This is a genomic window from uncultured Rhodococcus sp., from assembly GCF_963525155.1.
Classification (GTDB): Bacteria; Actinomycetota; Actinomycetes; order Mycobacteriales; family Mycobacteriaceae; genus Rhodococcus_F; species Rhodococcus_F qingshengii.
In genome coordinates, this window is record NZ_CAURKP010000064.1 from 1 (window position 1) to 11,858 (window position 11,858).

Genomic DNA, 11,858 nt, shown 5'->3' on the forward strand with positions numbered 1-11,858 from the left:
CCTCGAGATCGTCGGCCAAGGCCCGTATGGGCGGCAACGCATCCCCTGGAGCCAGTACCCCAGCACTGATGAGATTGCGGATGCCCTCGGAAATCTCGCCCGCGGTCCCGCGGACGACATAGAGCCTCACCTGGTCCGCCACAGTGCTGGTCACAGGCTCACTCTATTAGCACATGACAAAACCTCCACGCTGTGTCACATTGTCACATGACAAAAAATCTGCGAGGAGACACATGATACTGCCCGGACAATTCCGCCTCTCGGACGACGCGGTCGCCGACTCTCTCCGCGCCGGTGGATTCGGACACCTGGTCACACCGGGCCCCGAGACCCTCGAAGTCACGTCGATGCCACTGCTGTACAACGCCGAAGGAAACGTGTTGGAGGGGCATCTCGCCCGGTCGAATCCGCATTGGCGATACACCGGGACATCGGAGTCTCTGGTGATCCTCCCCGGCGCCGACGCCTACGTGAGCCCCGAGTTCTACCCGAGCAAGAGCGTCCACGGGAAGGTCGTCCCGACATGGAACTACGAAGTTCTCTACGTTTACGGCCAACTGGTTGCGCACGACGACGAGCAGTGGCTGCGTGCGCACGTCACCGCACTGACAGCTCGACATGAATCCGGCCGTGAGAACGAATGGAAGGTCACCGACGCGCCGCCGCAGTTCGTCGATGCGCAGCTGCGAGGGATTGTGGGGATCGAACTGCACGTGGCCCGTGTCTACGGAAAAGCGAAGTTGAACCAAAACCGTTCCCCCGCTGATCGCTCCGGCGTCATCCGGGGTCTGGAGAAGGGCTCATTCTCCGAACGAGAGACCGCTGCAGCGATGGTCGCCGCGGGCCTCGACAACGGTTGACCGTTACGCCGTCGTCGTACGCCTTGTCTAGTCGCACATTCAGGTGAGCGGTTTTCCACCCGTCACGCCGATGACTTCCCCAGTGGTGTAACTGGATTCGCCAGAGGCGAGAAATACATAGGCGGGAGCAAGCTCGGCCGGCTGACCTGCCCGCCCGAGCGGAACGTCGTCCCCGAACGTCTCGAACTTCTCCTTGGGCATCGTCGCCGGAATCAGTGGCGTCCAAATCGGTCCAGGTGCAACGGCATTGACCCTGATTCCCTTTCGTGCGACATCGGCGGCCAGTCCCTTGGTGAAGTCGATGATGCCCGCCTTTGTCGTGGCGTAATCGAGCAGCTCGGGCGACGGGGACGCACCTTGGATGGACGAGGTATTCACGATCGTCGATCCGGGCTCCATCTGCGCGATCGCTGCTTTGGAGAGCCAAAATAGTGCGTAGAGGTTGGTTTTCATCACACGGTCGAATTGTTCGGTGGTGATATCGGCGATGCCGCCCATCTGCACCATCTGAAACGCGGCGTTGTTCACCAAGATGTCGAGTCCGCCGAGTTCACGCACCGCGGTTTCGACCAAAGCAGAACAGTGTTCCTCGCTTCGGAGATCTCCCGGCACCGAGACGGCTTTGCGACCTGCCTCCTCGACCCAGCGAGCGGTTTCCCGAGCGTCCTGTTCTTCCTCGTCGAGATAACTCAGGACAACGTCCGCGCCTTCTCTGGCAAATGCAATCGCGACCGCACGTCCGATGCCCGAATCTGCTCCGGTGACAATCGCACGCCTTCCTTCGAGTCGACCGCTTCCTCGATAGGTGTTTTCACCGTGGTCGGGAGGAGAAATCATGTCTGCGGTGAGACCGGGGTGTGCGATCTCCGCCTGCCGCTCACGCACAGGAGCGGGGAACCGCGTGGTCGGGTCCTGCATTGCGTACTGGTCCGGCATATCGATACTCCTCGGGTGACGCAGTTTCTCGCGGGCTTCTGGATGGATGCACTGCACATGCCTCCTTCCCGCCGAATAGAAATCGAAACCTCGGGGTGGCCGGGATCTCACTCGTCCTGGCGCCGACGATCTCGGTGCGTCGAGCCCACTTGTTCGTTGTGGTTACTACGCGGTAGGTCGGGGTAGCCCGCGTATCGGCGGTGGCTCCGCGACCCGCGGAGCACTCGTCGAGCAGAAGCTGAACATCACGTAAAGCACGCACCGACGAAGGGACGACCCCGATATGAGCAACTCCGAAACCACGTCCGCCTTGATCACCCAGTTACGCATCCTCCTCGGACTGACGCACACCGAGATCCAGGTCGCCGAAACGCGCGTCGCACAGGCCAGAACCGAAGCGGTTCGACGCGAACTCACGGAAAACGCAGAGAACGGCCGTGAAAGGGCGAGTTCCATCGAGTCCACGATTCGCGATCTGGGTGGCGTTCCGGAATTGGTCGGTCCGTTCCTCGGACGCGCGACAGCCGGAGTGAAAGCGATGGTCGAACAGGCTCAGCCCTTCGACGAAGCTGTACTGGGCGACCTTGCGCTCGAACATCAACTCCTCGACCGCTCCCGCTACCTCAAGGCCCTGGCCACTGCCGGCGGCGATCAGACCGTCGCGGCGTTGGCCGACCGCCTCATCGCTGCACACTCCGCGACCGTGGACTGGCTCACGACTGTCTTGGCCGAAGAGGCACTCGGTGGACCGGCAGCTTTGCGCCGCACACCGATGCAAGCTGCCACCGGCGCGGCGATACGGCTGGTCAACGTTCCGGTCTCCTGGTCCACCCGCAGTCTCGACCGTGCCATCGACGCTGTTCGCACCTCACCGCCGGTACTGGGTGAGCTGATCAGCTGGGGCGCATATGCCGGTGACGTGACTGTGAAAACACTCTCGGCCAGTAGGGATGCGGCCATCGCCACGGCTGAGAAGGTCACTCGCCGAGAAGGTGCTGACGGTGCCGCCGACGTCTTCCGTTCGGTACGGAAGTCGAGTGGGCTACTCGACCCCACTGAACTTCCCATCGAAGACTTCGACGAACTCAACGTCACCCAAGCCGTCTCCGCCGTGAAGGAACTGACCGACGCCGCACAGGTGCGGGACATCGTTGCGTACGAGGAAGCGCACAAGAACCGACACGGCGTCGTATCCGCTGCCCAGGCAAGACTCGCAGCGATCGCCCAGGAAGTCGTCGGAATCAACTAGAGCGTTCAATCGACATATCGAGAGTCCGACTCTCGGAACCGCGAGCACTGGACCTCGTGAAAGCGGGATTCGCGGCCAGGGGCACCCGAGACCGTCAAGAAGATGACAGCGGCTCTCGAAGCCCTCTGATCAGTTCGACGCGCGCGGAATCGAGAATTTCCTCGGAGAGCGGGGAACCCTTGGTAGCTCGCGAAAGAACCAGTGCACCGAGCATGGTGGAGAGCCGGAGGAGACCGACAGCTTCGTCGTCGGCAAGAGCTGCGGCAAAATCCCCCACTCCCTCCGTGTACACCCGACGGGCCTCGCTGTCTGCAGGCTCGCGCGCCATGTCGGCGGCGAGCGCAGCAGCGGGGCATCCGTCTGCCGGGTTGTCGCGATGCGCCACCGAGAGATAGGTATCGATCAAAGCTTTTCGGGCGGAGTCACGTTGCCCTGCATACTCTTCGAGTCCCGCAGAGTGCAGCTGAGCCAGTTCCTTGAAGGCGTGGGTGGTCGCTTCGTCGATGAGAGCGTCCTTGGACGCGAACTGCTTGTAGAAGCCACCGTGGGTCAGCCCCGACGCCTTCATCAGGTCGGCGACGCTGAGGTGGGTGCCCTTCTCTCGGAACAGTCGGGCTGCGGTTTCCACGACGCGCCGACGGTTCTCTTCCGCTTGTTGCTGCGATACGCGGCCCATCACAACGCCTTCCAGTTTGGATTTCACTTGACATCTATCCTAGCCGACACTTAGATTTGATTCATAATCTAAACGTCACGAGCAATCACAACACTGGGAGAATCATGGACCTGAACAAGACGGTTGCGGTCGTCACAGGAGCCAATCGCGGGCTCGGACGCCATCTGGCTGCGGGACTCGTCGAGCGCGGCGCAAAGGTGTACGCGGCTGCGCGCAATCCGGAAACTGTCGATCTACCCGGCGCCATCCCCCTGAGGTTGGACGTGACGGACGCCGAATCGATAACCGCCGCCGCGCAAATCGCATCGGATGTGACCTTGCTGGTCAACAACGCAGGTATCTCTACCTCGGCGCCCTTGATCGGGGGCGACATCGATGACATTCGACGAGAGATGGACGTCAACTTCTACGGCCCGCTCGCCGTGACCCGGGCGTTTGCTCCCGTCATCGAAAACAACGACGGCGGAACAATACTCAACGTTCTGTCGGTGCTGTCCTGGTTCCATCCAGCCGCGCTCGGGTCTTACGCGTCGTCGAAGGCAGCGGCCTGGGCGATGACCGACGCCGTTCGAGAAGAACTTGCGCCGCGCAAAATCTCCGTATCGGCACTGCATGTCGCATACATGGATACCGACATGGCCGCTGGCGTACCCGCCGAACAGAAGATCGATCCTGCCGACGTCGCCGCGCAAGCACTGGACGGTATCGAAAGCGGGCTCGCCGAGATCCTCGCTGACGACACCACCCGGTACGTCAAGGGGAGTCTGTCCTCGTCGAACTCCGAGTAAGCAAGGGACTGCAGACGAGTGACGCTTACCCCACCGTTTTGAGGCTGGCCAATCTGCTCAGGATCGGTGCCCGCCAAGCTGCGAGGTCTTCCGGACCGTTCTCTTCCCACAACTCGTACAACTCCGAAGTGTCACTGTCGGAAACTGCACGCTCGAGTGCGGCGAGGACCCAACTCTTCTGCTCCGGGCTCAAGGTGCTGACGTACCCGGCGGCGTCAATTCCATCCAGCTGCACAGGCTTCGGCGCAACGCCGTGCGCAACCGCAAGAATCTCGGCGACGGCGATTGCTGTTTGAGCATCATCGGCATCGAGATAACCGCCATCGGGGTGGCTAGCGTAATCGTCGATGTCGTAGTCACCCGCCTGTACTGCGCTGAGCAGGTCGCCCGCTACGTCGTTGTCGAAAGGTCCTGAACCCCAAGTCCCCATGCTGTCTCTCCGATCCGTACCCGGCGCATCTGTCGTAAAGATATTAGTGAATCACAGGCTTCGGCCAGGACCCTCGGGCTGGAAGTACTGCGTTCGCCGGAAATCGACATCAGCGCAACGGCACGCGAAGGATGCGGTCATCACCGGGGTTGGGGTCGCCGCGTCCGTCGGTGTTGTTCGTCAGTATCCACAGCGACCCGTCCGGTGCGACTACAACGTCACGGAGGCGCCCGTATACGTCGACGAACTGCTCATCGGCGGTCGCGGGGTCAGCCAACGGCACAATGCGGAGTCGCTCACCACGAAGGTTGGCAATGTAGATCGAGCCGTCGTGGATGGCGATTCCGCTGGGGCTGGCATCATCCGGTGACCATTGTTGGAGCGGGTCGATGAATCCGTCTTCACCCGTAATCCCTTCGACCTCGGGCCACCCGTAGTTGCCACCGGCTTCGATCCGGTTGAGTTCGTCCCAGGTGTCCTGCCCGAACTCGCTGGCGTACATCGTGCCGTCCTCGGTCCAGGCAATGCCCTGGGAGTTGCGGTGGCCGTAGCTGTAGACAAACGAGTTCGGAAATGGATTATCTAGCGGCACATCGCCATCCGGAGTCATTCGAAGGATTTTCCCGGACGTCGAGTCGAGGTCCTGAGCTCTGTCTCGACTACCGGCATCACCGACGGTCACGTACAGCATCCCGTCCGGGCCGAACGCGATGCGACCACCGTTGTGGTAATTGGCCGAAGCGAGCCCGTCGAGAATCGTCTCGGCCGGCCCGAGCGCGAATTCCCCCGGAGCACCGATGATGTCGAAGCGTTCGATCCGGTTCTCCCCGTTCGCGGTGAAGTACGCGTACAGGCGGTTTTCACGTACTGCGATCCCTAGTAAACCGCCCTCACCTCTTGGGCTGACGCCGTCGACGACTCCCACCTCGCGGCTGTTTCCGCCGGCGTCGAGTTCGAGGATTCGCGCGCTGTCGCGCTCACTGACAAGTGGTGTATCGCCGTGGAATGCGATCGACCAGGGCGCGTCCAAGCCGTCGGCGACGGTCTCGGGTTCACCGAAGGCCGCGGCGGGCGCCGATCGTGTTGTCGTGCTTGCCTGCGGACCGGGCCCTTCAGGATCCTCGCTACCGCAGGCAGTCAGGAAGGCCGAAAGGAGCACTGCGGCGCCAAGCCCTCGGATCTGTCGTCGTGTCATGGGCGCGCCTCCCGGGTTCAGGCAGTCTTTGCGCCGACGGTAGCGCGCAATCGGCCACACCGGGAGTCCCTTCGAGTACCCCCAACGACCGGGACTCCCTCGCAGGCGACGGGCGTGATGCCCTGGACGGGTGCGCCACGACATGCGCGTCGTCAACAGAAAGAGAACTGACCACCTCATGATTTCCGCACCGACCGTCGAAGAAACCGGCCGCCTGCCGCTCGTGATCTACGTGCTGGCCGTCGGAGTTTTCTTGATGGGCACAACCGAATTCGTCGTCGCCGGCATTCTTCCCGAGATTGCGGGTGACCTCGGGACGTCGATCGCGAACGTCGGCTTGATGATCACCGTCTTCGCGATCGGGATGATCCTCGGCACGCCGGCGATGGCGATCTTGACACTCAGGGTTCCCCGACGCGTGACCTTGAGCTCGGCTCTGATTGTTTTCGCGATCGGACACGTCATCGTCGCGCTCTCGTCCAACTTCGGACTCATTCTCGGCGCCCGCTTCCTCACAGCCGTGGCGACGGGCGCCTTCTGGGCAGTCGCTGCAGTGGTCGGAGCAAAAGCGGCAGGCCCGGCGTCTTCCTCGCGCGCGCTCGGCATCGTCTTGGGTGGAGGCATGCTCGCGAACGTCATCGGTGTTCCGCTCGGCGCTCTGGCCGGTCAGACCATCGGCTGGCGCGGTCCTTTCTGGGCCCTCGCCGCCCTCGCACTCGTTGCCGCGGCCGTCGTCCACCGATTGGTACCCGCCGACACCGAATCCGGTGCGGTGCCGTCCTGGCGAGCGGAGATCGCGAGCCTACGGGACGGACGCATCTGGCTCGTTCTGCCCGGTTGCGCCGTCGTGTGCGGGTCGTCGCTGGCGGCGTACAGCTTCATCTCTCCGCTGTTGACCGAGAACACGGGACTTGCTGCGTCGGCAGTGCCGCTAGTGCTTGTCGGCTACGGACTCGGCGCGTTCGTCGGCTCCAATCTCGGCGGTCGACTCGGTGCGAAGCATCAGTACGGGGTCTTGTTCGTCTCGGCAGCGATGACGTTTCTCGTGCTCGGGGCGCTCTGCCTCTTCTCGCACAACGTGATCGTGACGGTGTTTCTCGTAGTCATGCTGGGACTGTTCGGCATGTCGACCAATCCCATCCTGATCGGGATGGCTGTGCGTTATGCCGATCAGGCGCCGACGATGGCCTCTGCTCTCAGCACCTCGTCGTTCAATCTGGGCACGGCGGTCGGCTCCTGGATCGCCGGGTTTGCGTTCGCCTCGAGTCTCGGCGCCACTGGGCCGGTGTTGGTAGGCACCGGCGTTGCCGCTCTCTACTTTCTGCCGCTGATAATCCTGTTGCGCAAGGAACGCACGAAGCGCACCACCGTCGAAGTCGTCAACTGACGACCCGATCAACCGTCGCGCAGTTCGTCAGCCGTCCGTCAGCGACCGCTCCGACACGTGAGGCGAAGAGTCCGCATTCTCACTGGCTGCCAACGAGGCGAGTAACTGCATCCGTTCCGCGGACGGCGATCCCGGCTCTGCGGTGTAGATCGTGAGCGTCAACCCCGGCTCGGCGGCCATCTCCAAACCTTCGAAGGCAAGCGTCAGCTCCCCCACGGCGGAGTGGTGAAATGTCTTGAATCCGGTGCCGTGATGGCGGACGTCGTGCGCGCCCCACCGACGCCGGAATTCCTCACTCCGAGTGCTGAGTTCACCGATCAGATCGTGCAATTCCTTGTTGTGAGGATCTCGCCCGGCCTCGGTTCGCAGAATCGAGACGGTCACCTCGGCAAACTCGTTCCAGTCCGGATAAAACTCGAAAGCCCTTTCGTCGAGGAACGTGAAGCGCGCGATGTTCGGGCGCTGCCCCGGCATGTCGTAGAGGTCCTTGTAGAACGCACGCGCGAGTGGGTTGACAGCAAGAAGATCCATGCGACCGTTCCGCACGAAAGCGGGTCCCGCGGTGACTGCATCAAGCGCCCACTGCAGGCTCTGATGGGGCTTCCAGCCCTTCGCATTTCGCCGACGCGGGGGTCTGGCTACCGGGCTTGCCGCGTGCGCGAGATCAAAAAGGTGGGCGCGCTCGGCGTCGTCGAGTCGTAAGGCCTTCGCGATACTGTCGAGTACACCCGGCGATGCGCCGCTGATCGCTCCGCGCTCGAGCCTCGTGTAGTACTCGACGCTCACGCCGGCGAGGGTTGCCACTTCACTTCGACGTAGACCGTCCACGCGGCGGTTCGATCCGGCCGGAAGTCCAACTTGTTCGGGCGTGACTCGGGCGCGCCGCGAGGTCAGGAATTCGCGTACTTGCGCTCGATCGTCCATGCCATCGAGCGTAAGTCAGTGACCGGTAGCGAGGGAGTCCCTCGCAGTACCACTATCGCGCGGGACTCCCGCACGCCGCCAAATCGTGATCAGGTTGAAGTGACACGAGAAAACCGATGGTGAGGAGCCACGTCATGCGCGCTGTCGTCATGCATGCCCCCGGCGACGTCCGGGTCGAAGAGATCGAAGCGCCGGTGATCGTCGAACCGACCGACGCGATCATTCGCGTTACAGCCACCTGCGTCTGCGGTTCCGACCTCTGGCCGTATCGCGGCATCGAAAAGCTGAATGGCCCGACGCCGATGGGACACGAATACGTGGGCGTCGTCGAACAGGTCGGCCCTGACGTCAACGACATCGAAGTTGGGGACTTCGTCGTGGGCTCGTTCGTCGCGTCGGACAACACCTGCGAAATCTGCGAGGCGGGCTTTCAGTCTCGCTGTATCCACCAGGTCATGATGGGCTCGGTCGGCACCCAATCCGAATACGCTCGCATCCCGCTCGCGGACGGCACCCTCGTCCCTGTCCACGGAGAGCCGACCGAGCGGCAGGCCCGCAGCCTCCTTGCAGCCTCCGACGTACTCGGCACCGGTTGGTTCGCCGCCGTAGCTGCGGAAGCCGGACCTGGCAAAACGGTCGCCGTCGTCGGCGACGGCGCAGTCGGACTTTTGGCGATCCTCGCTGCCAGACAACTCGGCGCCGAGCGGATCATTGCCATGTCACGTCACGCCGACCGGCAGGCACTCGCCACACAATTCGGCGCCACCGACATCGTCGAAGAGCGGGGCGACGCGGGCATCGCGAAGATCAAGGAACTCACCGGCGGCTACGGCGCCCACTCGACCGTCGAAGCCGTAGGTACCCAAGAATCGATGATGCAGGCTATCGGAGCTACCCGCCCCGGCGGACATGTCGGCTACGTCGGGGTATCCCACGGCGTCGAACTCGACGGCATGAACCTGTTCTTCGCGACGGTGAGCCTGCTCGGCGGTCCCGCGCCGGTCAGGCGATTCCTACCCGAACTGATCGAGCTCATCATGACCGACCAGATCGACCCAGGCATCGTCTTCGACCTCACTCTCCCGTTGGAGGACGCCGCCGCAGGCTACCGGGCGATGGACGAGCGGCGCGCCACCAAAGTGCTACTCACCCTCTGACCGATACCAAAGGCTCACGAGACAGAACTGGGCTCTACACGCCGGTCGAGGAACGTCTCGGCTACCAACGAGAGGCGCTCTTGGTCGACCGATCAGCATGTTCACCGATCACACCGAATGCGTATGATGCCGAAGGTGAGGACGGGCACTTCAATTGGTGCGCAGCTGCTTTGATCGTAGAGGACGCTACGCGACTGATATGCGCCCCCACCAGCGGAAACCAATTGTACGAGTGAATGTTTCATTGAGAGCGACTCGGCGCTACTTTGTAGCAACGGCACTCGTCCCTACCTACGGTTGCGTACTGAATTCCTTGTGGGGCAGGCTTTCTTGTGTACTGCTGACGAGCCGTATCTGCTGACGAATCGTATTGCTGACGAACCAAGGTCGGAGAACAATGGGTCACTACAAAAGCAACGTGCGTGATATCGAGTTCAATCTGTTCGAGGTGCTCGGGATCGGCGAACTGTTGGATGCCGGCGCTTACGGGGACCTCGACACCGACACTGTGCGCAACATTCTTGCGGAAGTAGCGAGACTGGCAGAAGGCCCGGTCGCCGCGTCCTTCGCCGACGCGGATCGGAACCCTGTCGAATTCGACGCACCCAATCACGCAGTTGTGGTCCCGGAACCTCTACGCAAGACGGTCGAGGCGGTGAACGAGGCCGGTTGGTCGCGACTCGGCCTACCAGAAGGCATGGGTGGTGTTCCTGCTCCTGCACCGTTGGTCTGGGCGATCGGCGAAATGTTGGTCGCGGCAAACGGATCCGCAAGCTTTTTCAACATGGGTCCACTGATGGCGAGCGTGCTCTACACCATCGGGAACGAACAGCAAAAACATTGGGCCAAAGAGGGATTCGAGCGCGGATGGGCCGGGACGATGGTGCTCACCGAACCAGACGCGGGATCCGATGTAGGCGCAGGCCGAACAAAGGCAATCGCGCAGGACGACGGCACGTGGCACATCGAGGGCGTCAAGCGGTTCATCTCCGGCGGCGACGTCGGAGACACGGCCGAGAACCTCTTCCACTTGGTGCTTGCCCGGCCCGAGGGCGCCGGTCCAGGAACCAAAGGTTTGAGCCTGTTCTACGTTCCGAAGTCCCATTTCAACTCGGAGACACTTGAACTGGGAGAGCGCAACGGTGTGTACGTCACCGGCGTCGAGCACAAGATGGGCCTCAAGTCTTCCCCAACTTGCGAGCTCACCTTCGGAGCGACGGACGTTCCTGCCGTCGGCTGGCTCGTGGGTGATGTCCACAACGGTATCGCCCAGATGTTCCAGGTCATCGAGAATGCTCGAATGATGGTGGGCACCAAGGCTACCGGAACACTGTCCACCGGCTATCTCAACGCCCTCGAGTACGCAAAAGAACGAATTCAAGGCGCAGACCTCACCGAGCTGACAAACAAGACCGCGCCCCGCGTGGCCATTACGCACCACCCCGACGTCCGACGCAGCCTGGCGATGCAGAAGGCCTACGCCGAAGGCCTCCGAGCGGTCTACCTCTACACCGCCGCACACCAGAATGCCGATGTCGCCGAGTTGGTTTCGGGTGCGGATGCCGAATTGGCGGCGCGGGTCAACGATCTGCTGCTGCCGATCGTCAAGGGCGTCGGCTCCGAGAAGGCCTACGAACTGCTCACCGAGAGCCTGCAGACCCTGGGCGGCTCCGGTTATCTTCAGGACTACCCCATCGAGCAGTACATCCGCGATGCCAAGATCGACACCCTGTACGAGGGCACCACGGCAATCCAGGCGCAGGACTTCTTCTTTCGAAAGATCGCACGCGACCGCGGCGTTGCACTCGCTCACGTAGCCGGTCGCATACGAGAGTTCATCGACAGTGAGGCCGGGAACGGTCGACTCAAGGCCGAGCGAGTCCTACTCGAGACCGCCTTGACCGACGTGCAGGAGATGGCCGGGACGCTCACCGGGTATCTGATGGCTTCCCAGGACCAACCCTCCGAGTTGTACAAGATAGGCCTCGGCTCGGTGCGCTTTCTGTACGCGGTAGGCGACCTGCTCATCGGATGGCGCCTGTTGGTGCAAGCGGAAGTCGCGTTGGCAGCCTTGGACCGTGACGCGTCGGCAAAGGACCGGTCGTTCTATCGGGGCAAGGTGGTGATCGCGTCGTACTTCGCCAAGAACATCCTGCCCGTCCTGGCGTCGACCAAAGAAATCCTGGGTTCCCTCGACAACGAGATCATGGAACTCGAGGAAGACGCATTCTGACAACGTGCCACGCGCGGTATGGG

Annotated in this window: 12 protein-coding genes; 6 read left to right on the forward strand and 6 right to left on the reverse strand. The window is 62.3% G+C overall.

Going from position 1 to position 11,858, the window contains the following annotated elements; translation table 11 throughout:
• Window positions 1-154: GntR family transcriptional regulator (locus RWT78_RS14855; RefSeq protein WP_314676454.1), on the reverse strand; the 154-nt coding region annotated here is incomplete at its 3' end.
• 79 nt (window positions 155-233) lie between these two features.
• On the opposite strand from RWT78_RS14855, the gene RWT78_RS14860 reads away from it, so the two are divergent.
• A complete protein-coding gene (locus tag RWT78_RS14860; protein WP_314676437.1) occupies window positions 234-860 on the forward strand; it encodes an FMN-binding negative transcriptional regulator in 627 nt (208 codons plus the stop codon).
• Window positions 861-899: 39 nt separating this feature from the next.
• Here the strand turns inward: RWT78_RS14860 and RWT78_RS14865 are convergent, their stop codons facing one another.
• Window positions 900-1,796, reverse strand: coding sequence for an SDR family oxidoreductase (locus RWT78_RS14865; protein WP_007735622.1), 897 nt, complete (start codon window positions 1,794-1,796; stop codon window positions 900-902).
• Between the two features lie 283 nt (window positions 1,797-2,079).
• Between RWT78_RS14865 and RWT78_RS14870 the strand changes: the two genes are divergently transcribed.
• The gene (locus tag RWT78_RS14870; RefSeq protein ID WP_042448142.1) at window positions 2,080-3,045 is read left to right on the forward strand and encodes a hypothetical protein; all 966 of its coding nucleotides are present in this window, start codon (window positions 2,080-2,082) and stop codon (window positions 3,043-3,045) included.
• Window positions 3,046-3,139: 94 nt separating this feature from the next.
• Here the strand turns inward: RWT78_RS14870 and RWT78_RS14875 are convergent, their stop codons facing one another.
• Window positions 3,140-3,748, reverse strand: a complete 609-nt coding sequence (locus RWT78_RS14875) for a TetR/AcrR family transcriptional regulator (protein WP_214660268.1) — start codon at window positions 3,746-3,748, stop codon at window positions 3,140-3,142.
• Window positions 3,749-3,825: 77 nt separating this feature from the next.
• Here RWT78_RS14875 and RWT78_RS14880 point away from each other — a divergent pair, with 77 nt between their 5' ends.
• Window positions 3,826-4,509, forward strand: coding sequence for an SDR family oxidoreductase (locus RWT78_RS14880; RefSeq protein ID WP_042922931.1), 684 nt, complete (start codon window positions 3,826-3,828; stop codon window positions 4,507-4,509).
• A gap of 25 nt (window positions 4,510-4,534) precedes the next feature.
• Here the strand turns inward: RWT78_RS14880 and RWT78_RS14885 are convergent, their stop codons facing one another.
• Together RWT78_RS14885 and RWT78_RS14890 are read right to left on the reverse strand one after the other, a co-directional pair.
• A complete protein-coding gene (locus RWT78_RS14885) occupies window positions 4,535-4,939 on the reverse strand; it encodes a DUF4259 domain-containing protein (RefSeq protein ID WP_042448139.1) in 405 nt (134 codons plus the stop codon).
• Between the two features lie 109 nt (window positions 4,940-5,048).
• Window positions 5,049-6,134, reverse strand: coding sequence for a sorbosone dehydrogenase family protein (locus RWT78_RS14890; protein WP_003943262.1), 1,086 nt, complete (start codon window positions 6,132-6,134; stop codon window positions 5,049-5,051).
• 178 nt (window positions 6,135-6,312) lie between these two features.
• Between RWT78_RS14890 and RWT78_RS14895 the strand changes: the two genes are divergently transcribed.
• The gene (locus RWT78_RS14895) at window positions 6,313-7,521 is read left to right on the forward strand and encodes an MFS transporter (protein ID WP_314676438.1); all 1,209 of its coding nucleotides are present in this window, start codon (window positions 6,313-6,315) and stop codon (window positions 7,519-7,521) included.
• A gap of 27 nt (window positions 7,522-7,548) precedes the next feature.
• Here the strand turns inward: RWT78_RS14895 and RWT78_RS14900 are convergent, their stop codons facing one another.
• On the reverse strand, window positions 7,549-8,445 hold the full coding sequence (locus RWT78_RS14900) for a helix-turn-helix transcriptional regulator (protein WP_003943063.1): 897 nt from the start codon (window positions 8,443-8,445) through the stop codon (window positions 7,549-7,551).
• A 134-nt stretch (window positions 8,446-8,579) separates the two neighbouring features.
• Between RWT78_RS14900 and RWT78_RS14905 the strand changes: the two genes are divergently transcribed.
• Together RWT78_RS14905 and RWT78_RS14910 are read left to right on the forward strand one after the other, a co-directional pair.
• Entirely contained in the window at window positions 8,580-9,602 is a 1,023-nt protein-coding gene (locus RWT78_RS14905; RefSeq protein ID WP_007735612.1) for a zinc-dependent alcohol dehydrogenase family protein, read from the forward strand.
• A 397-nt stretch (window positions 9,603-9,999) separates the two neighbouring features.
• Window positions 10,000-11,835, forward strand: coding sequence for an acyl-CoA dehydrogenase (locus RWT78_RS14910; protein WP_314676439.1), 1,836 nt, complete (start codon window positions 10,000-10,002; stop codon window positions 11,833-11,835).
• Window positions 11,836-11,858 lie beyond the last annotated feature (23 nt).